This is a genomic window from Lysobacterales bacterium (assembly GCA_016721845.1).
GTDB lineage: Bacteria > Pseudomonadota > Gammaproteobacteria > Xanthomonadales > Ahniellaceae > JADKHK01.
Map to the genome: position 1 here is coordinate 151581 of JADKHK010000005.1, position 25516 is coordinate 177096.

Annotated in this window: 19 protein-coding genes and 1 pseudogene; 10 read left to right on the forward strand and 10 right to left on the reverse strand. The window is 59.2% G+C overall.

What is annotated here, in order from left to right:
* Positions 1-45 precede the first annotated feature (45 nt).
* The 3 genes and pseudogenes from IPP28_03095 to IPP28_03105 form a co-directional block, all read right to left on the reverse strand.
* On the reverse strand, positions 46-1686 hold the full coding sequence (locus tag IPP28_03095) for a hypothetical protein (GenBank protein MBL0040039.1): 1641 nt from the start codon (positions 1684-1686) through the stop codon (positions 46-48).
* Between the two features lie 3 nt (positions 1687-1689).
* Entirely contained in the window at positions 1690-1989 is a 300-nt protein-coding gene (locus IPP28_03100; protein MBL0040040.1) for a hypothetical protein, read from the reverse strand.
* 435 nt (positions 1990-2424) lie between these two features.
* Positions 2425-3819 (reverse strand): annotated as a pseudogene (locus IPP28_03105) (transposase).
* Between the two features lie 771 nt (positions 3820-4590).
* On the opposite strand from IPP28_03105, the gene IPP28_03110 reads away from it, so the two are divergent.
* On the forward strand, positions 4591-5547 hold the full coding sequence (locus IPP28_03110) for an IS30 family transposase (GenBank protein ID MBL0040041.1): 957 nt from the start codon (positions 4591-4593) through the stop codon (positions 5545-5547).
* Between the two features lie 836 nt (positions 5548-6383).
* Here IPP28_03110 and IPP28_03115 read toward each other — a convergent pair.
* Genes IPP28_03115 through IPP28_03135 form a run of 5 tightly spaced genes read right to left on the reverse strand, consistent with a single transcriptional unit; the run spans position 6384 to position 11041 of the window.
* Positions 6384-7748: a hypothetical protein gene (locus IPP28_03115; GenBank protein ID MBL0040042.1), complete on the reverse strand. Its 1365-nt coding sequence runs from the start codon at positions 7746-7748 to the stop codon at positions 6384-6386.
* Complete coding sequence (locus tag IPP28_03120; protein MBL0040043.1) at positions 7745-8545, reverse strand: hypothetical protein; 801 nt, start codon at positions 8543-8545, stop codon at positions 7745-7747. Before IPP28_03120 ends, IPP28_03115 begins: the two co-directional genes overlap by 4 nt.
* Complete coding sequence (locus IPP28_03125) at positions 8443-9792, reverse strand: hypothetical protein (protein MBL0040044.1); 1350 nt, start codon at positions 9790-9792, stop codon at positions 8443-8445. Before IPP28_03125 ends, IPP28_03120 begins: the two co-directional genes overlap by 103 nt.
* A gap of 2 nt (positions 9793-9794) precedes the next feature.
* The gene (locus tag IPP28_03130) at positions 9795-10727 is read right to left on the reverse strand and encodes a hypothetical protein (GenBank protein MBL0040045.1); all 933 of its coding nucleotides are present in this window, start codon (positions 10725-10727) and stop codon (positions 9795-9797) included.
* 32 nt (positions 10728-10759) lie between these two features.
* Positions 10760-11041: a helix-turn-helix domain-containing protein gene (locus IPP28_03135; protein ID MBL0040046.1), complete on the reverse strand. Its 282-nt coding sequence runs from the start codon at positions 11039-11041 to the stop codon at positions 10760-10762.
* 783 nt (positions 11042-11824) lie between these two features.
* Here IPP28_03135 and IPP28_03140 point away from each other — a divergent pair.
* Complete coding sequence (locus IPP28_03140; GenBank protein ID MBL0040047.1) at positions 11825-12271, forward strand: response regulator transcription factor; 447 nt, start codon at positions 11825-11827, stop codon at positions 12269-12271.
* Positions 12272-12321: 50 nt separating this feature from the next.
* On the forward strand, positions 12322-14055 hold the full coding sequence (locus IPP28_03145; GenBank protein ID MBL0040048.1) for a TniQ family protein: 1734 nt from the start codon (positions 12322-12324) through the stop codon (positions 14053-14055).
* Between the two features lie 143 nt (positions 14056-14198).
* Here IPP28_03145 and IPP28_03150 read toward each other — a convergent pair whose 3' ends face one another.
* Positions 14199-14540 (reverse strand): hypothetical protein, encoded by a 342-nt coding sequence (locus tag IPP28_03150; protein ID MBL0040049.1) that lies wholly within the window; start codon positions 14538-14540, stop codon positions 14199-14201.
* Between the two features lie 226 nt (positions 14541-14766).
* Between IPP28_03150 and IPP28_03155 the strand changes: the two genes are divergently transcribed.
* From IPP28_03155 to IPP28_03180, 6 genes are read left to right on the forward strand one after another with little or no spacing between them, the layout of a single operon-like run.
* Entirely contained in the window at positions 14767-15087 is a 321-nt protein-coding gene (locus tag IPP28_03155; protein ID MBL0040050.1) for a hypothetical protein, read from the forward strand.
* Positions 15084-17468 (forward strand): DEAD/DEAH box helicase family protein, encoded by a 2385-nt coding sequence (locus IPP28_03160; GenBank protein ID MBL0040051.1) that lies wholly within the window; start codon positions 15084-15086, stop codon positions 17466-17468. Before IPP28_03155 ends, IPP28_03160 begins: the two co-directional genes overlap by 4 nt.
* Before the next feature lie 5 nt (positions 17469-17473).
* Complete coding sequence (locus tag IPP28_03165) at positions 17474-18910, forward strand: SAM-dependent DNA methyltransferase (protein MBL0040052.1); 1437 nt, start codon at positions 17474-17476, stop codon at positions 18908-18910.
* Positions 18907-20163: a restriction endonuclease subunit S gene (locus IPP28_03170; GenBank protein MBL0040053.1), complete on the forward strand. Its 1257-nt coding sequence runs from the start codon at positions 18907-18909 to the stop codon at positions 20161-20163. Before IPP28_03165 ends, IPP28_03170 begins: the two co-directional genes overlap by 4 nt.
* Before the next feature lie 38 nt (positions 20164-20201).
* Positions 20202-21299 carry a nuclease gene (locus IPP28_03175; protein MBL0040054.1) on the forward strand — a complete coding sequence of 366 codons (1098 nt, stop codon included), beginning with the start codon at positions 20202-20204 and terminating at the stop codon, positions 21297-21299.
* Positions 21300-21352: 53 nt separating this feature from the next.
* A complete protein-coding gene (locus IPP28_03180) occupies positions 21353-23707 on the forward strand; it encodes a hypothetical protein (GenBank protein MBL0040055.1) in 2355 nt (784 codons plus the stop codon).
* 209 nt (positions 23708-23916) lie between these two features.
* Here IPP28_03180 and IPP28_03185 read toward each other — a convergent pair whose 3' ends face one another.
* The gene (locus tag IPP28_03185) at positions 23917-24573 is read right to left on the reverse strand and encodes a hypothetical protein (GenBank protein MBL0040056.1); all 657 of its coding nucleotides are present in this window, start codon (positions 24571-24573) and stop codon (positions 23917-23919) included.
* Between the two features lie 245 nt (positions 24574-24818).
* Between IPP28_03185 and IPP28_03190 the strand changes: the two genes are divergently transcribed.
* Entirely contained in the window at positions 24819-25496 is a 678-nt protein-coding gene (locus IPP28_03190) for a hypothetical protein (protein ID MBL0040057.1), read from the forward strand.
* The last annotated feature ends 20 nt before the right edge of the window (positions 25497-25516 follow it).

The window sequence follows — 25516 nt, forward strand, 5'->3', positions numbered from 1 at the left end:
CTCAGCCGTTCACCTTGTGGGCGCTGCAGCCGCTATGCGGGATTTCTACGGCAACACAAACCAGATGTTGTAGCGCGAGCCGTTGTTCATCGTCTCGGAAGTCACCGAGGTTTGATAAATCACCCAGCGACCCGCAGGGCAACCACCTGCCGCAGCGTCACTGTAATAAAGCGCCAGCGGATTGCGAGGTGGCGCCACGCCGCTGCTGAGGTTGCCGTAAAAGGCGCTGAACAAGACTACCGCACTTGGGTTGTTGTTCAATAAAGGATGGTTCAAGAAGGTGCGGCTGTTGGCGACACCGCTGCCACCATCGCAGCTGTTGGTACCGTGTGCCACCAGATGGGTATAGGCCGGACTGGTCGTGCTGTTCACGCCGGTACCGCTCCAGCGCAATCCGCCGCTGGCACGAATCGCAAACTGATTGGGGCCAGTGGAGTCGAAGGGACCCACCGTCGAATTGTCGGACCACATGAACGTCCCTTCGTCACCGTTGGCGTCGCCCGAAGGCGATGAGCCATTACAGTTCACTGCACCATACCGCACCCGCGCGCTGGTGCCACCCGCCCAGCTCTTGTCGCCGCCTGCGCAGTTGTTGCTGCCGCCTCCCACGAATGAATCTTCACCCGATGTTTCGTTTCCCGTTCCACCGGCGACGACTGAACCGTCGCCCAGCGCTGTATTTGACTGCCCACCGAGAATACTCGCCGTTGATGCAACAACCTGATTGTCGACGCCACCAACGATCACGCTGAACAAGCCGTCGATGTCATTGCCTGATCCGAACGCCAGCCCACCACCACCAATGAAGGAACCCGCACTCGCCGCACTGACCGAGTTGTCGGAGTCACCAAGAACGATATTGCTGACCGAAAATGTGCCGGTCGGTGGCGTGAACAGTGCGACACGGGCGTTGTTGCTGCGCAACTCCAGATTCTGCGGATTTGTCGACCCCATGAATTGCCCCGCAACGACCGAAGTGCCGGACTTGCCCCAGGCATCAGCGGAACCCGGTGCACCGGCCGGACCTTGCGGACCTGTGGCGCCAATGGCTCCGGCTGGACCGGTCGGGCCTTGCGGACCTGTGGCACCAACAGCTCCGGCTGGACCAGCCGGGCCTTGTGGACCAGCAGGACCAGCAGGCCCTGCAATCGACGTCTCACACGTCACTCCGCCATTGGCATCCACGACTCGAATACTCTGCCCACTCGGACAACTGGCCGACACACGCGCCTGCACCTGAGCAGGATTGATCTGCATCGAACCGATTGCGCCCGGGCTCACGGTGATCGCTTCCACGGCCAGACCCGAGACTTGCGCTTGCGGGGTGGGGTTGATCTTGGTCGCAGGGGTCAATGCTGTGAACGCGCCCACCGAAGCTCCAGGACGCACCCCAATCTGCAATTGGAAGTCACCACTCGTAATCGCAGTGCCAAAGTCGAGTTCGACCGTGAACACTCCTTGACTCAAGATGACATCATCGCGCAACACCGCAGCGCCGACCGGCACACCGGCTTGCGTCTGCAGCGCAAACTGAAGATCGTAGCTGCCGTTTGCCGGCAAACCCGCATCCTGCAGACTGCCTTGATAACTGAAGGTGTTGCTCAGTGCAAAGGCTTGGACGGGCACACCCGCGAGCAGGGCAAAGACAAGCGTTTTGTAAGACATGGAAGTGCTCCTGATGGTCATGGCTCAGTTCTCGAATCCGTTGGTGAACAGTGCGTCCGGTTGCGGCGCAGAAGTGGTGTGGAATCCACCGGCCAGGCGATAACTCCCGCCCGTGGCGTCAGTGGGCACAGGCCCGGCGGCAGCTTGTGCGACGGTCCCGGTGAGCACGTAACTGCCGCCGGTGGCGCGTGCGCCGCCTGCAGCAATGGCTTGTTTCTGGATGATGTAGGTGCCGCCCGTCGGCGGTGGCACGGTTTGCGCAAGCGCACCGGTGACCACCGTAGCGGCAAGTGCAGCGATCAATGTCCTGCTGTTCAAGGTCATGGCGGTTCTCTGGTTCATTTACCCAAGGGAACGCCGTTTGGCACGCAACCCTGACATGCCTGCCAAATCCGATCGATGCCAGTCCGGAAATCTGGTTTTCCCCTGCAGACGCGGGGTATCCACCCAAAACCCCTCGGTGATCCGATTCAGACTCGTCAGGATTGCGTGCTCGTCAGGATTGCGTGCATAGGAAGTTCAAACGCCCTTTTCGGCCAGTCTGGCGGCTAGGCGGCGGTCGCACAAGGACACGGCTTGGGTGCTGCTTGAGCGCGGATCGGGGTTCCGTGCGTGGGGTTTTGGCCTTGCAGGACCACACAGTCCCGCCCGCCGTAGCCGTTTTTCGCCGAATCCCGACTGCGGGCCGAGCGCAGCCCTGCGGGATCGTTGCCGCATCGAGTTCTCTTGCTGGTTTCATCTTCGACCCTTCGACTGCGCTCAGGCGTCGTGGCCGGTGGCGCGTCTCGCGGCCGCAGCGGGCGGTGCGCGCGCCGCCGGCCGGTAGTGCGCTTCCTCCCTCGCGCCGTGCTTTGCGAAGTGGGTGAGGATGGCGCGGATGGCGGCGGGTTCTTCGATGCTGGCGACGATCCGCACTGCGCCGCCGCAGTGGATGCAGGTGGTCACGTCGATACCGAACACGCGCTTGAGGCGTTGTGCCCAGCTCATCGCGCGGCGGCGTTCGTCGGGAGTGCATTGGTCGGTGCTCGCCTCGGTCGATTCCGCATTGATGGCAGGCCGCTTGCCGCGCCCCGATGGCGTCAGCTGCGCGCGCAGGTTTGCATTCGGGGCGAATACGCCGTGGAAGCGGGTGAGATGCGCGCGAGGTGGCGGGACCAGCGCCGCGAGTTTGGCGATGAACTCGATGGGCTCAAACTCGATGTGCGTCGTGCCGTTCTTCCACGGCGTCTTGAGTTGGTAGCGAACCCGGCCCTGCGGCGAGATCGACAGGCGCTTGTCGCTGATCGCCGGGCGCGTGATGTAGCGGCACAGGCGTTCGAGCTTCTGGCTCTCGTGCGCCTGCGCGGCGACGCCGGCGTGCAGCGAGAAGCCGCCGACCTTGCCGGCTGCGCGTTCCAGCGCGCCGGCGTCGTCGGGCAGCACTTGCAGTGTCGCCACCTTGCGCCCGGCGTGCTTGCCAGTCGCGATGCGGTAGGTGATGGAACTCATGCGCAATGCGTCCATGGCGTCGTCGCTGCCAGCACGTTCCGAGAGGAAGGCCGATTCGTCCTCGCCTTCGAGCCAGCCTTTGCGCGCCAGATGCCGGCACACGCGATTCGCGATCCTGTCAGCCAGGTGCGTCAACTGCGCGGAGGTCGGGGCGCGAGCGCGATGCAGGCGTGGTTTGCGCTGCGGTTGCTCCACTTTCTCCTCGTACACGCCGTCAAGCCACAGCATGTGGAAGTGCACGTTAAGGTTAAGCGCGCTGCCGAAGCGCTGGATCAGCGTCACCGCGCCGCACTGCGCGCTGTCGCGCTCAACGCCCGCTTGATCCGCCAGCCAGCCCGCGATCACGCGATGCACGATCCCCAGCACCGGGCCGATCACTTCAGGCTTGCTGGCGAACAGGAAGCGCAAGGGGTGTGGAAAGCTCAGCACCCACTGCCGCACCGGGCGCGGGCCGAACACCTCCTCCGCCAGGCGCCGCGCACTCTCGGCCATGCGCCGCGCGCCGCAGCTCGGGCAGAAGCCGCGTTTCTTGCAGGAAAACGCCAGCAGCCGCTCGGCATGGCACTGCTCGCACACCACGCGCAGGAAGCCGTGTTCGAGCACGCCGCAGCGCAGGTATTCGTCGAACTCCTCGCGCACGTACTCGGGCAGCGCGCGATCTTCCGCCGCGCCATCTTGGCCAGGGTCTTTAGTCGCTCCGCTTGGGTTCCATAGCTCCCGTCTTTGTTGCGATAGGTCAGGTGTCGCAGGTCATATTTCAAGCTCACGCGCATAGCCGGAATTCCGGTAAGTGTTCACGCCGTCGCAGGCAGCGTGTCCCTGATGGTCGGAATACGCACTCGCTTTCGCGCGATAGCCCCGCGCCCTGGTCAGCAGATTGACAACTCCGGGGCGCTGGTCCAGCGCGTCGCGCCTTTCACTCCTCTCCGCCAGCTCCCTGCCCTGATTGCTGAGCCTCTAACTGGAGAAAGGCATTAAGATACTGTTGTATCACTCGCTCCACCTCCGCTGGATTGGCATAGCGGAATCGATCCAGATCGAAGTACCTATAGTCGACGACGAGTGTCCTGCCCTTGCATATTGACGAGTAAAGCAATAAGCGCCGTGTCGACGCAAACGCGAATTGTCCACTCGGAGGCTGGTCCGCCTTGGCTACTTGGGCGAAGTGCTCAAAGTATGGCTTAAGGTTCCAGGGCACAAATCCACCGATACTTGAATGGGTGCAGGGGGCCTCCCAAGGGTAGTCGCGTGCGCCTCTCAGCATCCATAAGCGATCCTCAGTCAGCGGCGAGATGTCCGTGCCGGTGAAGTGGAGTTCGAATCCGTCACTTTGAGGGGGGCGGATTCAACACTGAAGTGCAACGCCTGACGTGGTCATAAGAGTGGGCCAGGTGCCGTAGCATCCGGTTCGTTCGACTGGCCGTTGGACGAGCACGGATGAACTATCGACACCTGACCCGAGAGCAACGCTACCAAATTTTCAGCCTTCGGCGCGAAGGCCTGACGCTGCAACGCATTGCCGAGCACGTGAACTGTCACCGCAGCACGGTGTCGCGCGAACTGCGGCGCAACCTGACGAAGGACTACCGTCCGGATCGAGCGCACCGGCTGGCGCAGGATCGGCGTCGCCGCGCCAGCATGCGGCCGCGGATCGCGACGGCGACTTGGATGGAGATCGAGGCCCGGCTGTGCGAGGAATGGAGCCCGGAGCAGATCGCCGGCCGGGCCCGCTTCGAGCGGCGCAATGCGGCCAGCCATGAACGGATCTACCAGTACATCGCGGCGGATCGGGCGGCCGGCGGCACGCTCTGGCGGCATCGGCGGCATCCGAAGCGGTATCGGCGATCGCGCACGCAGCCTGGCCGATATGCGCTGGCACGGTCGATCCATGAGCGACCCGCGGCCGTCGACCGCCGCGTGCGCATCGGCCACTGGGAGCTCGACACGATGCGCGGTTCCGCCGGGCGCGCGGCCGTGGTGACGATGGTCGAGCGCAAGTCGCGGCTGATCCGCCTAGTGAAGGTGCCGCGAAACACTGCCCGTGCAGTCTCGCGGGCGGTGATCGCGGCACTGGCGCCGATTGGGGCGCGGGTGATGTCGTTCACGATGGATCGCGGCAGCGAGTTTGCCGAACACGAGTGGATCGAATTCGTGCTCGGCGCCAAGGCGTATTTCGCAGACGCCTACTGCGCCTGGCAGCGCGGCAGCAACGAGCAGCACAACGGCTTGGTCCGGCAGTACCTGCCGCGGCGCATCGCGCTTCGGGGAGTGAATCAGGAGCAGATCGATGACATCGAGGACAAGCTCAACCATCGACCACGCAAGACGCTAGGCTATCGAACACCGCTGGAAGTCTTCAGCGATTCCTTCAACCGCGTTGCACTTCGAACTTGAACTCGCCGGGTGTCAACAAATGGGAGGTTGGTCGCCGCATCGCTTCGCGACCATGTTCTGATGCCTCACCTTCGCGCAGCCCATCATGGGAAAACTAGCTGTCCAAGTTCGGTCTGGCCTCATTGGTAACAGTGCATCCCAGGCGATCATGGCGATAGCCGGCGCCTGGCTTTGATTGGCGCTGGCGGGCGTCGATTGCTAGAAGTCCCTGACGCTGCCGCTCGCGTTCCCAATTGCCGTGGCGCTCGTGCTCGATCTGATCCATTCCCACTATCTGAAACCAGACAGGTCACCGGCGTGCTGCTCAGCCTGTTGATTGCATCGCGATACCGAAAGACAGCGTAAGACTCCGGCCGGCGGATGAATAGACGCCGATGATCTCCTTGAGTTGAGCAGACTTGGGATCAAGTACTTGGACAAATCCGGGCGTCTCATATAGTTCGTCCCACGAATTCAGGCGAACCAGACCTCTTTCTACGCTGATTGTGATCATTGACCAGCACCATCATGTTGGACAGCTGACGTGAGCGCAGCGTAGCGCGATTGCTAGACATTGGATCTCGGCAAGCGCAACACGAATGGCACAGCGCCATTTTTCTGATCGGGCGGGACTCTCCAAAGTCGCAAGATCATTCCTCTTGAGTCGACTTCTGATGTGCGGTTGGGCACCGCCTCGGCTCGCAGGTCAATATCGTTGTCGGCGGTCGCATCTTTTGAGAATCGCGAACTCATGATCAGACGCCTGATCTCAGGCCAGGAGTGAACCACCGGTTGACGCGTGCATCACGCCAGCGGCGCACGTTGCATGATCCAGTCTCGTTGGCTGAGTGCGCCGATTACGGCTTCTTCCGGTTCTCGGATATGAATTTCGCTCCTTTCAAGAGGTCTTCCTTGGTGGCACGTCCCGGACTAATTCGCACGACATTTCCTGCCGGGCGCTTGGTTGCACTGACGCCCTCCACTTGCTTGACGGCCGCACGTTCCGACGGCGTGAGCGATGACCGAAGCATCTTGGATTCAATCTCTTTTTCAAAATTCTCGACGGCTGGAGCGAGGGTTGTGACGTTGGATGACTGAGGCGCATCGAAGGGGCACCAGAGATCCTCCCGGATTTTCTTCCCGGACACCTGCTGGCTGATCAGCGTTTCAACATCCTCGCGAGTTGCTGAGAAATCGGACGATCGATAAGCCTTCTCGAGATCGGCCGTACCGAGCTTGGTTCGGCCCGCCTGCCGCGCCACACGATAGGCGTGTGCCAGCAGCGACGCGACACTTCGTCGAATCCCAAAGGTGTACCGGTAGATCTGCTCACCGGATGATTCGGCTGTAAGCCCAAATGTGTCCGGCGCCACCGTGAATACTTCCCGGAGGTAGAGGTTCCAGTCCTCGGTTTCTGGTTGATCTGGAAATAGCACTATCGGTTCTGCGAGCAGTCTTTGCCGATCCTCGTGATTTCGCCGCTTGAGCCGGTGGATCATGCTGAAGTTGGCGGAATAGATCAGCCGCGGCCCGACGCTGCTGATGTTGAGCAGCAATTGCGTCGCTCGCGCATTGGCGTTGGCGCTCTGGGTGATGAACTGAAATTCGTCCAGAGACATCAGGCACACACCATCGCGATATGAACGCGCCCTCGATGCATAAAGAATTTTCGGGTTCCCCATTCGGGGTTTGCCCTTGAATCGTCGGTCGATAGGTGTGGAGCTCTCGATGTCGGCGTCTTCAATGAAGGGAACAAGCAGATCGCTCAAACCGATGCCGGAGCGTAATGTAAAGCTCCACATTGATGTCAGCGGTACGCCATCAAGTCCGGCTACCGAAATGACTGACGAAGCGCCGAGCAACCTGCTGAGAGCCAGTAATAATTGCGTCTTGCCAACGCCTGCCAAGCCCGTAATGCAAATCACTGGCAGATCGGGCTGCCACCAGCCACCCTGATACACACGACTCAGATACTGCCGTTCGCTCGGATAGGCTTGTTGCGCCCTGGACTTGGCCGCATCATGTAGGCGTCGAAGAATTTGGCGCGCCTGAACAGTAGGAACGTAGATGTCGGAAATTGCATTGTGCAGGGAGTTCGCATCGGCGTCTGGCGTGTCCCGACCGAGCTTCGTTATCGTCGATCCTCGAACCGCGACAACGCGATCAATGTCGACGTCAAGCAACTTGACGGAGTATCTGTCGATCCATGGATTGTCGCTCATGCCGCCCCGCGTTCGCGGCCATTTTTTCCAGTCACGACTTTGTGTTCGAAGTCCGAATTGGCGCCGCTCGCTCGCTTTCCAGGTGACCCTGGGCGACGCTCACCTGCATTCCAGTCCTTGCCAGTGCTTTCCTTGAACTTTGCGGAGTAATAGACATCTGCGGCGGTGGCGTGCTGGCGATGTTGCGAGCGCATCGCGGCAAGGGAATCGGACTCCTGATCCAATTCACCGAGTGGGACGTAGAGCTGCCCCTGGTCATCCCGAATTCTAAGTTTTGCGTCGATCTCGACGAGCTCACCGTTCACTTCAACCCACGCATGGCGAACGCACATTGGAAGGGTGTAGCCGTCGAGTTCAATGCTCTGTCCTGATGCGACTTTCTTCATGATCCCCAGTTGCCGCAGTCGTGGTGAGTCGAACTGGCGATGTCTAAGGAAAATCCCGTCACGACTTAGTTTGAATTTCGTCGGTGGCAAGTAGGCGCGTACAGCTGCGTCGAAATCCATGGAGACCGCACTGGTTCTCATGCGTGCGTCCAAATATTTCCAGAGGTGATGAGGTGTAGGCGGTAGTTGCTCTTGGGCGAACACACTTATCATGGTCGGCGTCAGTCGCGACGACGCATCGCTTGTATGGTTGTCCTTAACGGCGCGTAGGATTTCCCTACGCACCATCTCGATGACATTCAGATCGCTCAGGAAATACGTGGGCGCGCCGTCAACCGTGACCTCTCTGGGGTGACTGCTCTCGACGGAAGCCTTCGACTGCCCTGACCAGCTGGGAGCGATTTCACGCATCGGAAATTTTCCCGAAGCCGTTTCAGTAGATCCCGCTTTGCACCTGGCCCTCGATCGCTGATGTAGTTGCCAGACATGCCTGTCGCGGGCCATTCATCATCAGAAATGTCCAGTCCGAACAAGGCGCAGAACCGCGATTTCGGCACCGCCATGCTGAAGAGCATGGTGCTGTAAGACTCCGAGTTCTCCTTACCCAGAGCAAACCCAATGCCGCAAATTTCACCAGTCGCAACGTCGACTGATCGTGTGATCGCAAGTGCATCCATGGGCTCATCGCTGAGCATTGCCTTGGGACGCTCTGTCGAGTAGAACGCATCGACTTCCAGTGCCTCAAGCAGATTCGCACAGGTCTCGCTGAAAGAACCCTCGTTGGGAAGTTTTTTTCGCACGCGAGCGTTGCCATAAAGCGTTCGCTGTACAGCGTCGACGCCGAACTCCTTAACCACCCGATAGCGGAATTGTCCGTAGGTCGGAAATGCGTCGCCTCGAGGGTGCGTGACTACGAACGCGTGGCCTCGCTGCTCGACCTTGCACCCGAAGTCTTGAGATAGTGCTTGCCGGTAGATCTGAACCATTGAGACTTTGAGGTCGCACCGCTTCAGATAGGACTTGGTGATCCGGTCAGCCATCGGTGCGGATGGGTGGCCAAAGTCTTGCCCCTTGGTGATCGATGGCCGTCCCAGTTTCTTCCCGGCATGCTCAGTTGCGCGCCGATCCCAATGCCCGCGGCGATGCGTTGGTGCCTTCAGTGACCAGATGTTTCTGCCATGGCAGACGTAGGTGAACAGCCAAAGTTGCATTCGGTAAGGGTGCTGGGGTGGCGAGCACTTTCGGGAAAAGGATGCGATTTCGTGCAGTGGGTCGGGCTCCGCAAGAATCTCTTCCAGCCTGGCCAGCAACGGCTCAATGTGAGAGTACCGGTCGTCGATCTGTCCTCGATAGGATTTCGATTTCTCACTCCGCTGCTCGTCGATCGCGTCAAAGTTTGCCGCTTCGACGTCTTGCAGCCATGGCGGCATTCGGTGCTGCTGTTTCGCGATAACTAGCTGCTTTGATTCGAGCACGGCAACCTCAAATGCGTCGCCCGGCAATCTATCCAGCCGGACTCTCCACGCGCGTCCGTCTTTCCAAAATGAAGCCAGAGTGACGACGCCGGAATCGGCGCTGTGCTGTACGAGGTAATAGCGCTGATCCTTCTCTAGAGATCTAAATCCCTTCGGTGCAATCAGTTGCTGCCCGACGCCCATGGCTATCGCCTGAACCAGTCGCCGTAAACGTCAAACACGTCTCGCGTCTGCGCGCGGAGAGGTTGGTCCATCAACAACGGTGTGAACAGATCCCATGGGATGGTGCGATTCCACACGCCTTGCTTGAAAAGGATCATCGCTTGTTCGCGCGAAACGCTCTGCGTCTGCATAACCTTTGACACCAAGGCCGATGTGGTTTGCAATCCCCCAATAGCGTCGCGATAGATCGCCAATGCGGCCAGTTCGACTTTTCTCGGCACTCCCGCGTCACGGGAGTGCCAAAGAAAAAGTTCTCGCAGGTTGCAGCGAACCTGGAAGTCCAGCCACTCTCCGGCGACCTGAAACGTTCTGATGCCCCCGCTCTGATAGTGCTGTGCCTCAAGTTCGTGTCTCTGTATCGCTTGAGGTTCGTCCTGCCGGCCGACAGGCTTTCCATTCCGCGGAAGTCTTTTTCGGAATGCGTTCGCTTTGTCCTTGACGTTCCAGTTCAAGCAGAAGGGGCCCTGCGCATCGTCGACGAAGAGCAGTAGATCCCCGACATATGGGTATGCTGCCCAACACCACTTCTCAGTCTCGTCGTCCAAGTACTTGACCTTTCCATGCCGGCTTAAACTGCCAATGCGATCTGCAATCGTGATGGTTCCGACAAGGTGATCGAGGTGCATTCCTGCAGCCTTGGCGTGGCCATGCAGGGGATGCGGGCTGTCATCCATGGCCAGAATTCTCTGCTCGTGGATGTCCCAAACAGAACTGCAGTGAAGAGCGAGAAGCGCGAGGTTCCTCTCAGGCTTCGAAAGCAGGTGCATTTCGCGCCCACCGAGCTTCGCCGGATGCAGAATGGACGCGTGGCTTACCGATGGTGCCTCTTTCGGGGTTGCGTGAATCGCGGGAACGTAGCTCGAACCCCACGCCGGAGAATGCTGACGTTCTTGCATCAGCCTTAGCCGATCTAGTGAGGGACCCCTTCTCACGGACGCCTCCCACGGTCGGACTTCGCGCGTGAATCCAATCGTTTCGGAGTCGTTGGCCGAGCTTCTTGCCTGTCTTCCGCCAGCGGCTTGGAGCGCGTGCGGCTCTGCCTGAGTCGGCTCTCCAACATCCACGATTCAACGTCGTTGCGTGACCAGCGACGCTGTCGCCCGACTGTCAGGAAGTTTGGACCTTCCCCCCTTGCCAAGAGGGCCTCAAAGGTGCGACGTGATACTGCCAAGACACGCGCGACCTCATTTGCATCAAGAAGTGGATCCACTGCATCACCTTGCATTCAACTTGATGCAAAACGTAGATCGGCGATCTTCTTTCAACCATCGAAAACTGCAGACAGAAAATGTCAACTCTTCGCCATAGGATCATGCCGAATCGATTGCTGGGTTGGCTTCCGGAGCACTCCACGGTCGACTCCCAATGGCCCGCGCTGGCAGGCTATGACGCCATTGATCTGGCTGCTGCTTATGGGACAGGCGCGTACTATCGATGGCCAGTTTTTGATCGACAACGCTACGCGTCAGTTCTCCCTGCGCCACTGCAACTGTGGGCCCCGAAATTCGAGCAAGAGGGCCCTCAAGGCTACGAGGGTGGGCGGCACACAACCCCACCGAAACTTTGCACGGAGGCGATGAATTTTCCGCTGACCAGAGTCAGCTGGCTTCAGCGTCTTGACGAAGCGGGATCGACCTCTCGGCTCGACTCTCCGATCGACCGAAATGCATTTGCGAATCCACACCTGTTACTCCGGGAGGGATTTCGATTGGCGAAGATTTCAGGGCACCGACATGGCGTTGAGTCGCCCGAATTTGCACTCGGATTGGCGTTGGTTGCTCTTGGCAACGTTGGCATCCTGCATCGCCGGGAGTGCAGCATCTGCTTCAGATTGGCGGTCCCTGGACTCCGGCGCTGCGGTGCACACTCGCAGTCCAAGCTTTTGCCAGGGGGCCATCAATCTCAACAGCAGAGCAGTGCAGCAGCGTCACGATCCGCGCGCAGAGCCGCGGAACAACTCGACTGGCCCCATTCGCGGCCGTTCTCGATGTCAGTGGGTTACTACGAGGAATGGACGACGGCAGCGGTACTCTGGCCCGATCTGATCATGGCGCCACCCCATGTCGTGGATGGAATTCGCGAGTCGCTGCGCGCTTCGCCAAGTGCGCAAACGGTCCTGCCCACCGAATTTGAGCGGATCGAATTTGCGGCACAGCTTGAAGCGCTACGATCCTGCATCGATCCGCTCGAGTGGTTTCCCTCGATTTGGCCGGCGAAGATACGCGTGTTCGACGCGTGGCTGAGCGTTCAGCGGGTAATCGCCCCAGGTGCGCCGCCGGGCGGTTTGAGGAAGGAAAACGCATCAAGGCTGCAGCTCGCCGTGAATCTGCTCGTAAACGGGAAATCGAAGGCGGAGATCGCCGACGATCTCGGGATCAGCCGGTCCCACTTGAGCCAGCTGTTTCGTCGCGGTGCGCGTTCCCGTCGTGATCCGAAATGAGCGCACAATCTTCGGGAACGGCGAGCCCTTGGGGTCTGGGCGGAGCCCCCATGCTGGGTTCTTTATTGCCCGATGAACTGCTCTACAGTTGGTGCAGCCGACATCACGTGGTCGCCGGAAATCTTCGGCACGCGTCGACCTGTCGGCAACTTTTTGGGCATCCGCATTTGGGAAGTGCTCACGACTTCCCGTGCCGGCTCGAAGAATTGGTGATGCGCACTCGTGGATTGCTTGGAACGGTTGAGTCGATCGTCTACTCGCACACGATTCTGCCGTACTACCTGAGGTTCGGTGACGCAAATCGAGTGGCGACTACGATGTCCCGAGTGCGTCAGGGTGGTGCAGGTGCGCTGAAGGCAGCGCTTGGTCTGCTTGCGACGCGCATGGGCGCACACCATCCATTAAGGGCGTGTGCAAGGTGCATGCGCAGCGATGCCGATCAATACGGCACGCCCTATTGGCATGTGAGTCATCAGTTGCCGGGAGTACTGATCTGTCCGGCTCATGGGGAGATGCTTCTCGGGTCGCTCGTCAAAACGAGCGGCGAGGGTCGTTTTGAGTGGTCGCTGCCGCATGCGGACCTTTTCCAACGATCCGATATCGAAAGACGTCAGTTTGAAGTCGACGATTTCACACGTCAGTCGATTGCCAACTTGGCGACATGCTCCGTGCAGATTCATTCCGCGGACCGGGAACTTCTGATCGACCCCATCCGCTTAGCATCGGTCGTGCTCCGCCGGCTGCAGACGATCGGGTTGGCAACTATCGGCGGCAGGATAAGGCATGACGGATTTTGCGCGGAACTATTGAAGCTGACACGAAGCCTTCGATCGATAGACGTACTAACCGCGCTACCCCAAACAACGGCGTCTGCTGCTTCGCAGTTCAATCGCCTAGTGCAGACGCCGCGTTCGATTGCCCATCCCATCCGATATTCAGTCCTGATCCTTGCCTTCTTTGGGTCTTGGGGGGGCTTCGTTACGGCTTACCAATCCGACGATCATCACGACTTGGGGTGCGCGAACGATGACGCTGGACATGCGCCGGCCACGAATCTTGTTGAGTCCCAAAAGCAGCTCCAGCGGGCGGAGATCTTGCGACTTGTCATCGGCGGCAAGTCCTACCGAGCGGCGGCTCGAACAGTTGGCGTAGACGTTGCGACTGCAATTTCGTGGGGCGCGGCGGCGGGTATGGAGGTCAGTCGTCGACCAAAAATCGTGACGGCCGAAGTTCGGGCACGTGCCATGGCCGCTTTGGAGGCAGGGAATTCGAGAGAGGACGTGATTGCCTGCTCTGGGATCTCACCCAGCGCATTGCGGTACCTAGTCAAGACCGAGGGCGGGCTGCAATCGAGGTGGAAGGAGGCTTGCGCCGGGAAGGTTCGCGAGGATGTGCGGCGAAAATGGATGCACATGATTGCCGAGAACAGTGCGTTGTCCTCGTCCGATCTCCGCGCACTCGCGCCGGCCGAATTCGCATGGCTCTATCGGAACGACCGTCATTGGATGCGGGACGTCGCTTCCGGCCTACCTCACGCGCCATTGACCAACAATGCTCGGGTGAACTGGGTTGAGCGCGACACCGCTTTGGCCGAGGCTGTTCGACTCGCCGTGAGCAGCCACCAAGATCTGTTCGACAACCGAGTCCTGACCCGCGCGAAACTGTACCAGTTGGTTCCGAGACTCAAGGGAATGGTGAGTGATTTGTATCGGCTGCCTCTCACGCGCGCTGCGATCGAAGAGGTACTTGCAGCCCACGGTCGCTTAACTCTCGGACCGTTTTGACTGCCTCACTTGCTTACCCCGGAACGGGTGCAGCAGCAAACCAATCATTAATGATCACCGATCGTGTGAGGCTGCGTCGCATGAATCGTTGAAATCGGTTTCCGACACCAAGTAGAAATTCGGTGCCATGAAATGCTGATCGCTCACGGCGTCACGAAGTTGCCCTCGCCGAATTCGCGTGATGCCAGCGCCAGAACGCGGGAGGGATCATCGGGAAAGACGTCGGCTGGGCAGCGCCCGTCCAGCGCCTCGCGAACGCTGTACAGCCAAAAGGCGCGTCTCCAGCCGCCCGCATCGCCTTCCGACGGAAGTGTGGCCAGAAGTATTGCAACCTGAGGCCGCAGGCGGCCCTCACCATCAAATTGAAAGTCCGGGTGCAAGTAGGTGCGTTGCGACTTCGACCACACACCCAGCAGACGTCCCGCGGCGCGTAATGCGGCGGCGGCCTCTCCAGGTTCGACTTCGAACCCAATCTGCTGACCCACGCGCGCGGACGTGGGCCACCCCAAGTTCAGGAGGATGCGTCGGCGTCTCGCGGCAGCCTCTGAAGACGGAATCATTATCCGGTCCTGCGAACGAGTGCTCAAGGCTACGGCAGACTTAGCTCGTCTGCACAGGCGAATTCTAAGTTGACCAAGGCCACTGATTGAGCGGCCAGGCTAACAATTCCGGCAGTACACTGCCATCTCCCAGTTTGCGGCGCCCGCAACCATGCTGCGTCTTGCGATTTCCACACCGCCCGTCTTCCTCGTACCGCCGATCTTCGCGCTCGAACGCGATAACCCCCAATTCTCGGGCGCGGTTAACAATATCTGCCAGTGCGCCGACCTCGGCGAACGCCGCCTTGGCAAATTCATGGACATCCTCGGCTCCATTCAGGTCGTCGGTATTGTCAGCTGTTCCAAGGACTTCTTCGGCCAGCGGCACTTCGAAACCAAGAACCAACAACTGCCCGCCATCGAGGCTGACCTCATGCCCGGATGTGCCAACGCATTCCGTCGCGGCCTCCATTCTGATTTGCACGCAGCATGAACAAGAAGTCCCTAAGCGAACGCGACATCTGCACCAAGTTCATCACGCCCCACGTGGTGGCCGCAGGGTGGGATGTGGACACGCAGGTTCGGGAGGAGGTCGGCTTCACCGACGGACGCATCTACGTCCGTGGCAAGATGCACGCGCGCGGCGCGCAAAAACGCGCCGACTACATTCTCTATTTCAAGCCGAATATTCCTATCGCTGTCCTCGAAGCCAAGGACAACAATCACACGGTCGGTGCGGGTATCCAGCAGGCACTCAGCTACGCGAAGCCGCTTGATGTCCCATTCGTCTTCAGCAGCAATGGCGACGGCTTTCTGTTCCACGACAAGACCGCGAGTTCAGGTGCCATCGAGAAGGAGCTTCCTCTCGATGCCTTCCCATCACCAGAGGATCTCTGGCGAAAATACAAGGCATACAAGGGTTTGTCAGAAGACCTCGACCCAATCATCGCTCAGGACTATTTCTCTGATGGTTCAAGTCGCTCGCCGCGCTACTACCAGCAGATCGCCATCAACCGTACCGTCGAGGCCGTCGCACGAAAGGAAGGTAACAACCGCCACCTGCTCGTCATGGCAACCGGTACAGGCAAGACCTATACCGCTTTCCAGATCATCTACCGCCTTTGGAAGAGTGGGCTGAAGAAGCGAATCCTGTTTCTCGCCGATCGCACCGCGCTTATCGATCAGACCGTCCGCGGCGATTTCCGCCACTTCAAGGAGGCGATGACGGTCATCAAGCACAAGCAGATCGACACCGCCTACAACATCTACCTTGCGCTCTATCAGGGCCTTTCCGACAACAACGACATTGACGCTTACAGGCAGTTCAGCCCGGAGTTCTTCGACCTCATCGTCGTGGACGAGTGTCATCGCGGCAGTGCTCGCGAGGACAGCAAGTGGCGCGAGATTCTTGAGTACTTCAAAGGCGCGACGCACATCGGCATGACCGCAACGCCGAAGGAAACCAAGGAGATCTCCAGCACCGAATATTTCGGCGACCCGCTCTACACCTACTCGCTCAAGCAGGGGATCGACGACGGCTTTCTTGCGCCCTACAAGGTCATCAAGATCACGCTCGACATTGACGCCGAAGGCTGGCGCCCGCCGGCGAGCTTCAAGGACAAGGACGGCCAACTGGTCGAGGACCGCATCTACGGTCGCACGGACTTCGACAAGCACATCATCGTCGAGGAACGCCGCCAGATTGTGGCGCGGAAAATCACCGAGTTCCTCAAAGGCAGCGGTCGCTTTTCAAAGACGATCGTCTTCTGCGTTGACATCGAGCATGCCGAGGGGATGCGCCGGGAACTGGCGAACGCCAATGCCGACCTTGTTTCCGCCAATAGCAAATACGTGATGCAGATCACCGGAGACAACAAGGAGGGGAAAGACCACCTCGACGCCTTCATCAGTCCCTCTGAGCTCTATCCCGTCATCGCCACCACGTCCAAGCTCATGACCACTGGCGTTGATGCGCAGACCTGCAAGCTCATTGTGCTCGATTCGAACATCGGCTCGATGACCGAGTTCAAGCAGATCATCGGGCGCGGCACCCGCATCAATGAGGACTTTGGCAAGCACTACTTCACCATCATGGACTTCCGCAACGTCACTGCGCTCTTTGCGGACAAGGACTTCGATGGCGACCCCGTCCGGGTCAAGGAAGCCAGAGAGGACGACGATATTTCTGACACCGACAACGAGACCGACGATCTCCCGGTAACCGACGATCTGACCGGCGATGAAATCGCCTTCCCCGAGCCTGAGAAGCCGGATGTCACCATCGACGGCGAGCCTCTTCCGCCGGAACGCCGCAGTAAGGTCACCGTCAACGGTGTCGAAGTGACCGTCGTCAAAGAGCGGATCCAATACATGGGCGATGACGGCAAGATCATCACCGAGAGCTTGCGCGACTACACCCGCAAGAACGTCCGTACCGCCTACAGCTCGCTGGATGCCTTCCTCACCTCATGGAAGAAGTCCGACAAGAAGCGCGCGATTGTCGAGGAACTCGAACAGCACGGCGTCATCTTCGCCGCTCTGAATGAGGAAATCGGTTCGGCTTTCGATCCCTTTGATCTGATTTGCCACGTCGCCTTTGAGCAAAAGCCCCTTACGCGGAGAGAGCGCGCCGAGCAGGTGAAGAAACGCGACTACTTCACCAAGTATGGCGACCTCGCCCGCAAGGTCATTGCTGCACTGCTGGACAAGTATTCGGACCAAGGCGTGCTCGACTTGGAGAATCCCGAGATCATCCGCCTCGATCCGCTCAGCAGACTCGGCTCGCCTGTGGAGATCATTCGCGCCTTCGGTGGAAAGCCTGCCTATGACGCAGCCATCCAGGCCTTGACCGACGAACTTTACAAAGCAGCCTGACCTCGATGCCCAATATCTCATCCATCATCAAGAACGTCCGAAACATCATGCGGCAAGACCGCGGCGTTTCCGGCGATGCACAGCGACTGGAACAGCTCGGCTGGATGCTTTTCCTGAAGATACTCGACGACAAGGACCAGGAACTCGAACTCATCCGCGACCGCTACCAGTCCGTCATCCCGGAGAAGTTCCAGTGGCGGAACTGGGCCGCCGATCCCGAGGGCATCACCGGCGAAGAGCTCATCCTCTTCATCGACCATCCCACCGACGGCCTCTTCGCCCGTCTCCGCCAGCTCAAAGCGCCGCATGCCGCCCAGCGCGCCATGCTCGTGCGCGAGGTCTTTGACGGTTCGAACAACTACATGAAGTCCGGCTACGAGATGCGGAAGGTCATCAACCAGCTCAATGGCTTCGACTTCAACAACTCCGACGACCGCCACATCTTCGGCACCGTCTATGAGTCGATCCTGCTTGAGCTGCGAGATGCCGGAAACAAGGGTGAGTACTACACGCCTCGCGCCATCACCCAGCTGATGACGCAGATGACGAATCCGCGCCTCGGCGACCATGTGCTCGACCCCGCCGCTGGTACCGGCGGCTTCCTCAGTGCCGCCATTGATTACATCCGGGAAAAGGAAGTCCGCACCCTCGACGACGAAGCGATCCTGCAAAAATCGATCACTGGCTGGGAACTGAAACCCGTCTCCTACGTCCTTGGCCTCACCAATCTCATCCTCCACGGAATCGACGTGCCGGACTGGCATTACATCGACAGCCTCAAGACCGAATACAACACCATCGGCCCCAAGCAGCAGGTAGAGGTCATCCTCGCCAATCCGCCCTTCGGCGCCAGCATCGCCGACGGCGTTGAGACGAACTTTCCCGCTACCTTTCGATGCAGGGAATCGGCCGACCTCTTCATCGTTCTCTTCATCCAGCTTCTGAAGCCAGGTGGCCGCTGCGCCATTGTCCTGCCGGACGGTTGCATCACCGGCGACGGCTACAAGGAGCGCATTCGCGAAAAGCTCCTCACCGACTGCAACCTGCACACCATCGTCCGCCTGCCGCAGTCGACGTTCCACCCAGCGACAGTCTCGACGAATTTGCTCTTCTTCGAAAAAGGCACGCCGACCAAGGAAATCTGGTTCTACGAGCACCGCCTGCCCGAGGGCCAGAAGAGCTACTCCAAGACCAAAGGCATTCAGTTCAGCGAATTCGCGCCCTTGATCGAGTGGTGGACCAAACGCGAAGAAAATGAAGTCGCGTGGAAGGTGAAAGTCGGCGACTTGAAGCGCGGGTTCGATCTCGATGTGAAGAATCCGAACTCTGCCGTCACCGAGCACGAACTCAGCGTTCCCGAGTGCCTCACAGCTCTGCGAAATTCTCTTGACCGCGTAGCCAAAGCCCTGGTCGCGGTGGAAAAGGAATTCGTCCAAGGATGAAACGCATCGGCGATATCCTCACGCGGAGCAAGATCGCCGTCGTGGTCGAAGACGGCACGAATTACAAACAGGTGACGATCCGCACAAACTACAAGGGTGTCTGTCTGCGCGGCACGCAGGACGGCTCCACCATTCTCACCAAGAACCAGTTCGTCGTCTCGGCAGGCCAGTTCATCCTCAGCCGCATTGATGCCCGCAACGGCGCATTCGGCATCATCCCGGACGAACTGGAAGGTGCGATTGTCACGAACGACTTCCTCGCTTTCGACATCAACGAAGAAAAGGTGGAGATCGAGTTCTTCAACGTCTTTCTCCAGTCGCCCGTCTTCCTCGAAGCCTGCATCAAGGCCAGTCGTGGAAACACCAACCGCAAGCGCGTCGATGAGGACTTCTTCCTCCAATACGAAGTCGCCCTGCCTCCCCGCGAGGAACAAACCCTACTCATTGAGCGCATTCATAGGGGCCGTACAGCCATCGGCACGGTGCAGCACGAGATCACCCGCCAAGAAGCCCTGCTGGCCAAGCTCAAGCAGGCCATCTTGCAAGAGGCGATCGCGGGCAAGCTAACCGCCAACTGGCGTGCCGCTCACCCGGACGTGGAACCCGCCAGCCAGATCCTCCAGCGAATCCAAGCCGAAAAAGCCCGCCTCGTCGCCGCCAAGAAAATTCGCCCCGAAAAACCCCTGCCCAAAATCACCCTCGCCGAAATCCCCTTCGAGATTCCTCATGGATGGGAGTGGTGCAGGCTCGGCAACATCCTAAATTTTTCGTCGGGCGACGGATTGACGTCTGCTCAAATGGCGGGCGGAGATGTTCCCGTCTTTGGTGGCAACGGCGTGAACGGCTTTCATAACAAGGCAAACGTCGAGGTGGAGACAGTGGTGGTTGGTCGCGTCGGTGCCAACTGCGGCGCGGTCCACATGACACCCGCAAGAGCATGGGTGACGGACAACGCCTTCATCACCTCATTTTCGGAAGCCTGTCTGACGAAGGAGTTTCTTGTCCTGCTTCTTCGTTTTCTCGACCTAAATCATTTGTCGTTTGACGGAAGCCAGCCAGTCATCTCAGGCAAGCGAGTTTATCCACTCCCCACTCCTCTGCCGCCCATCGCCGAGCAAGCTGCGATCGTAGCGAGGGTGGAGGCGCTGATGACCACCTGCAGTGCGCTGGAAGCGGAAATCGAGCACGCCCGCACCCACGCCGCCCAACTCCTCCAAGCGGTCCTGAAGGAAGCTTTCGCCCCTGCCGCTTGAAAACACTGTTCGACATTCTCAATGCCGCGAGATGAAACATGTCCATCAAACACGCCATCTGGAAAGTCGGTGCACGGCCTGCGCCCTTGAGCGACGCAACCCTCAGCACCGAGCAACTGCTGGAGGACATGATCGTGGCCTCGCCGCAGATTCTCTCGAGCGAGTGGATGCTGATCGGCAAGCAGGAACTGACAGGGCTTGGCGGAAAGATCGACCTCTTGGCGATCGCGCCCGACGCATCGTTGGTTCTCATTGAACTCAAGCGCAACCGGACTCCTCGCGAAGTCGTGGCGCAGGCGCTGGATTACGCGTTCTGGGTGGAGCAATTGACCGCCGAAAAGATCGCCCAGATTTACCAGCGCTTTTCCAACGGCGGCAGTTTGGATGCGGCCTTCAAGCTGCGCTTTGGGGCGGATCTTGATGAAGAGACGCTCAACGAATCCCATCAGATCGTTGTCGTCGCGGCAGAACTCGACGCTCAGACAGAGCGCATCATCAGCTATCTGAATGCCCGCGACATCGCCATCAACGTTCTGTTCTTTCAAGTCTTCCAGCACGGCAGCGAACAGCTGCTGAGTCGAGCGTGGCTCATCGACCCCGGTGAAACGCAGGCCAATGTCGCTGCAACTGCGAAAGTCAAAGGAGAGAAGGAGCCGTGGAATGGCGAGTTCTATGTGTCCTTTGGAGATACGAACTCGCGCTCTTGGGAGGACGCTCAGAACTACGGTTTCATCAGTGCTGGCGGCGGTGCCTGGTATAGCCAGACGCTGAAGCTTCTCTCGCCAGGTGATCGCGTGTGGGTGAAGATTCCCAAGACGGGCTACGTCGGCGTTGGCAGAGTCACGGAGCCCGTTCAAAGCGTCAACGACTTCAAGGTGAAAACTCCGGAAGGCGAACGCCCGTGTCTGGACGTACTTCAACACGCGGACCTCTACAAGAAGCATGCCCATGATCCAGAGACCGCCGAGTATTTCGTGCGTGTGGAATGGCTCGACACCGTGCCGAAGAAGAAGGCGGTCAACGAAGTTGGCCTTTTCGGCAATCAGAACAGCGTCTGCCAGCCGACCACCCCGAAGTGGCGGCACACCATCGACCGACTGAAGGCGCATTTCCCGAAGTGGGATGCCCAAGCTTAGACGCGCTTGTTCACCTTGTGCTTTTCGCCTACCCGAACTGAGGCCCATTGAGGATGACGACAGAAGTCGAATTGGTCGGGTCGATCAATAGTGATGATCCGGTGCGGTACGAGACCGATGATCTGCTCGACGGTCGCGCAACTGCTCGGACTCTGTTGCGCGCAATACGCGCAATTCCGAGCGAGTCGTCGGGTCGTATCGGTCTCGTCGGTCCTTGGGGCAGTGGAAAGACGACAGTCCTCAACCTTGCAGCAAATCAGTTGAGCGACGCTGCAATCGTTGTCCGGTTCTCGACGTGGGCTGTCTCCAACGACGTTGAACTGTTTGGCCGCTTTGCCGATGCTCTCATTCCCGAATTAAAACGGTCGAAAGTCCCCGTCCCTCGTTGGGTTCTAGCCAAGCATTATGTCGGTCGCAGACTCCCACTCCTTCGCCTATTGGGTGGAGTTGTAGCCGTTCCTGTCAAATGGATTGCTACTTACTGCGGCGTTTCAATGCTCTCAGACTGGCTTGCACTCAATGTGCCCGATCTGCGCCAGCTGTCAGATCAGAATGGCTGGACAAAGATCGGTGAGAAAGATCTCAAGAGGTTGACGGACGGGCTGCAAGGGAAACGGGTCATCGTGATGATAGATGACGTTGATCGCACCGATCCCGTTGTATTGCCAAAAGCCCTGCTCGCATTGCGCGAACTACTCGACTGGAAGGGTTTTGTATTCATTCTGGCGCTTGATCACGGGGTGGTTTCGGATGCCTTAACGGAATACTCAAAGGTGTTCGGCACGCGAGCGGGTGGGTTCCTGGACAAGGTACTCGACGTTGTCGTGTTGGTGCCCGAGCCCACGCCAGCCATGAAGCTGCAATTCGCACGGAAGGTCTTCGCCGCCAGCTGTGCATGCGTCTCACAAGCGGTTCTTGACCAGGTTGTTCATGCGATGCCGCGCAATCCGAGGCGGCTAAAAACAGTTGCGCGGCAAATTGGGGTTGTGACTGAGGCAGCAAAGCGCCACGACGACGATGCGATTGATTGGACAGGCTTGGCCTTGTTCGTTGCCCTGCGCGTTGAAGCACCTGTTCTCGCGCGTCGAGTTGTCAGTGCGTTTTCGAGTAGGCCTGACGTTGAGGACATCGCAATAACCTACTCCCAGATATTCGGCGTCGACACCGATCAACTCAACAATGCAGCGGGACTCGAAAAGCTTTCAGAGACCCTGACGGCGCTGGTTGATGATGAAGTCGCTGATGTTTCCGAGCGCAAGCGTCTCGGACAAAGCGCTGCCGGGCTCGTGAAGCACTGGCGATACGTTACCGAGGTCACTATCGAGGCAACAGCCGATCTAGTTGAACGCGACCCGATGATCACTGGGCGCGAGCTGAGGTCGCTCGTTTCACGATGCGAGGGGCAGTGGAGTGATCAGCTTCTGAGGGAGTGCGTTGCGGGCATGGCCGCCGCGGGGCTAGTGACCGAGCAGCTCGCGGCAGAAGCGCTCGTCAGCGGTCTGCATCGCCTCTATGCTGAATCGATCTCAGCGATGGCAGACGGTCAGACGACCGAATCTCAACAACGTAATCGCCGCTGCGCCACAACGGCTTTGAGCGGATTGCTACATATCGCAGATACCACGGGGATTGAGGTGCTAAGAGACGCCGTGCGCTCGACTGAGAGTGCCGCCGCGGCGGTCAAGTCGGTTGAGGCTCGCGTGGACTGGGTCGACGATGCCATCGACCGACCATTGCGTGTCGCCGAGCGCAAACTCGCTCAGGCACTTATCGACACCACATCTCAACCCGATGCCCTGCTCGAGATGCTGGACTTGGTTGATGTGGAGAGTCTGGGCTTTTTTTCGCGCGCCCAGCATGAGTATCGATCTGAGGTGCGGAGCGCCTTGTATGAGCGGCTAATCCCGATGTTGCTGCCAAAGCTTCGACACGAAGGATTCGTTTCGAGTGTTCTCGGTGGAGGGGATCCATGCGCGACTTGGCTGTTGCAGAGCAAGCGATCAATTCTATACGACCATTTCAGCGACAAATTCGTGGCGGCATTCGGCGACCCTGGGAGCTCGACGAAGCGTCACGCGCTGCAAGTGAACGCGATCGACTATTTGGGGGTCCTAACGACTCGCCAGACCATGGCCAGTTGGCAGCCCAGCCTTCGCGAATGGATTGATCGCCTACCGGAATTGTTCAAGGCCGCGTGGTTAGCTGCCGTCGCGACGCCAGTGCCGTTCAGAATGTTGGGAAATATTTTGAGTACAAGGCAGCAGCTCATCAGCCAAGGAATGTCCGAAGCCAATTTGGAAGTGCCGCCATGGCTTAGCGAACGGCAAGCTGAATTAAGTGCGATGGTCGAAGCTAGAAAGGCGACTGTACGGGGAGACGATGACACTGCTGTGCTGTCTGGGGATTGACCTCTGGTGTCGGTCGCCCACGCCCCGCAGAAGTGAAGAGCCGATCTTGATAAGCACCTATGGCCGTGGTCGGTACAGTCTCGTCGCCGAGAGAGACTTTACAACTTTTAATTTTAGGCCGTCGGAAGTGGGGGTCGAACCGCTGCACCTTTACAAGCAACGAAGGGTCGTAAAATTGGCCCATGGTGATACAACCTTTATTTTTAGGTTCAGAAAGGCCACAGCGGACGAAACAAGTCCCACGGTCCCGGATCGAAGCGCAAGCTTGGCGCCTCCCCTTTGTCGAGGATTTCTTCCGCCGTGATCAAGTGGTCGATCCGGTCGATGACTTCCTGGGCCTCGATCGACACGCTGCGCAACTTGATCTTGTCCGCCAGCAGCCGCTCGCGCAGGCGCTCCAATGCGGTGCGGAACGCCGGCAACTGATGCAGGCGGTCGCGCGTGGCGAGGGTGCGGGTGATCACCAGCAATCGAAGCGACTTGTCTTTGTTCAACAGCGGACGCACCCGGACCTTGTCATCCACCGACGCGGCCGCTTCGGTCACCGCGGTCTCGATGGACCGCCACACCGGCTCGAACGGATCGGCCGGTGCCGCCGGGGGCAGCACGGGTCCATCGGCGTACCGCCGGACCGCGCGAGCCGCGGTCGATGACTCGAGGAAGGCCTCGAGGTCGGCGGGCAGCACCATGAAGCGAAACGCCACCGCCGCCTTGCCGAACTCGCGCTCGAGCTGCTGCCATTCGGCCGGCGGCAGGGCCAGGAAGGCCAGTGTCAGGCCGATGGAGTCGACGCAGCAGCGGAGCTCCCCCTCATGCGGCTGCCGGACCTGCGTGTGCCAGATCAGGTCATCTTCATGATTGAGCATGTCCTCCCAGCTGCAGCTCGCGGGAGACCGGGTCAGCATGCGTTGCGCCAGACGCAATGAATGTTCTGATGTCATGTCGAGGAGTGGGTTGACGTAGTTCTTGAACCGCTTCGGTGACGCTGCCGTTGTCCCGGCCATCCCGGTCTTGCAGCAAGGCCCCGCCCGGCTTCGGCATTGGGCCAGCCGATGATATTAGTGCCTAGAATGGACCGTAGACTCGCACACCCAGGTTGCAGGGACTGACCATGAAGCAATTGCTGATGATGATCTTGTTGGCCGGATGGTCTGCGCAGGTGAGTGCACAGTCCGGCCCGGTGGCCGATTATCGTTTCGATGGCAACTTGAACAGCTCGGTCATCGGCGCACCGGCGCTGAGCGCGCTGGCCGCCGGCCAGAGCTTTGCGACCGAAACCGTGCAGGGCCAATCCGATCAGGTGCTGCTGTTTCCGGCGGGTGCCGGGTTGCTGCTGAACGCGACCGGGCTGCTCACCCGCAACGACGAGTACACGATCGTGTTGACCGTGCGATTGGACAACTTCATCGGGTTCCGCAAGTTGATCGACTTCAGCGGCGGTGTCCAGGACCCCGGTCTGTACGTGCAGGGCAGTACCTTGCGGCTGTATCCCTACGCCGGTTCGCAGACGGCGCCCATCACCACGCTCTACTACCAGATCGCGCTGGTTCGGGAGAGCAATGGCACCGCACGCGCTTATGTCGATGGCGCGGAGATGTTCAGACTCAATGACACCAGCTTCGCCGTTGCCGTTCTGGATAACGCGAATACCTTTCGTTTGCTGGCCGACGATACGCAAAGTGCCGGGTTCGAGCAGAGCTCCGGTGCGATCGCGAGACTGACGCTCTACAACCGCGCGCTGACCGGTGAGCTGCCGATGGTGACGATCTTCAGGGACACCTTTGAGTAGTCGGCCATCGGAAAGGACCT

Coding starts and splice junctions, on each gene's coding strand:
- IPP28_03110 (MBL0040041.1), top strand. CDS start 4,591: ATGAACTATCGACACCTGACCCGAGAGCAACGCTACCAAATTTTCAGC.
- IPP28_03190 (MBL0040057.1), top strand. CDS start 24,819: ATGAAGCAATTGCTGATGATGATCTTGTTGGCCGGATGGTCTGCGCAG.
- IPP28_03180 (MBL0040055.1), top strand. CDS start 21,353: ATGACGACAGAAGTCGAATTGGTCGGGTCGATCAATAGTGATGATCCG.
- IPP28_03175 (MBL0040054.1), top strand. CDS start 20,202: ATGTCCATCAAACACGCCATCTGGAAAGTCGGTGCACGGCCTGCGCCC.
- IPP28_03120 (MBL0040043.1), bottom strand. CDS start 8,545: ATGCGTGAAATCGCTCCCAGCTGGTCAGGGCAGTCGAAGGCTTCCGTC.
- IPP28_03130 (MBL0040045.1), bottom strand. CDS start 10,727: ATGCAAGAACGTCAGCATTCTCCGGCGTGGGGTTCGAGCTACGTTCCC.
- IPP28_03170 (MBL0040053.1), top strand. CDS start 18,907: ATGAAACGCATCGGCGATATCCTCACGCGGAGCAAGATCGCCGTCGTG.
- IPP28_03165 (MBL0040052.1), top strand. CDS start 17,474: ATGCCCAATATCTCATCCATCATCAAGAACGTCCGAAACATCATGCGG.
- IPP28_03100 (MBL0040040.1), bottom strand. CDS start 1,989: ATGACCTTGAACAGCAGGACATTGATCGCTGCACTTGCCGCTACGGTG.
- IPP28_03115 (MBL0040042.1), bottom strand. CDS start 7,748: ATGAGCGACAATCCATGGATCGACAGATACTCCGTCAAGTTGCTTGAC.
- IPP28_03160 (MBL0040051.1), top strand. CDS start 15,084: ATGAACAAGAAGTCCCTAAGCGAACGCGACATCTGCACCAAGTTCATC.
- IPP28_03155 (MBL0040050.1), top strand. CDS start 14,767: ATGCTGCGTCTTGCGATTTCCACACCGCCCGTCTTCCTCGTACCGCCG.
- IPP28_03125 (MBL0040044.1), bottom strand. CDS start 9,792: ATGGGCGTCGGGCAGCAACTGATTGCACCGAAGGGATTTAGATCTCTA.
- IPP28_03095 (MBL0040039.1), bottom strand. CDS start 1,686: ATGACCATCAGGAGCACTTCCATGTCTTACAAAACGCTTGTCTTTGCC.
- IPP28_03185 (MBL0040056.1), bottom strand. CDS start 24,573: ATGCTCAATCATGAAGATGACCTGATCTGGCACACGCAGGTCCGGCAG.
- IPP28_03145 (MBL0040048.1), top strand. CDS start 12,322: ATGCTGGGTTCTTTATTGCCCGATGAACTGCTCTACAGTTGGTGCAGC.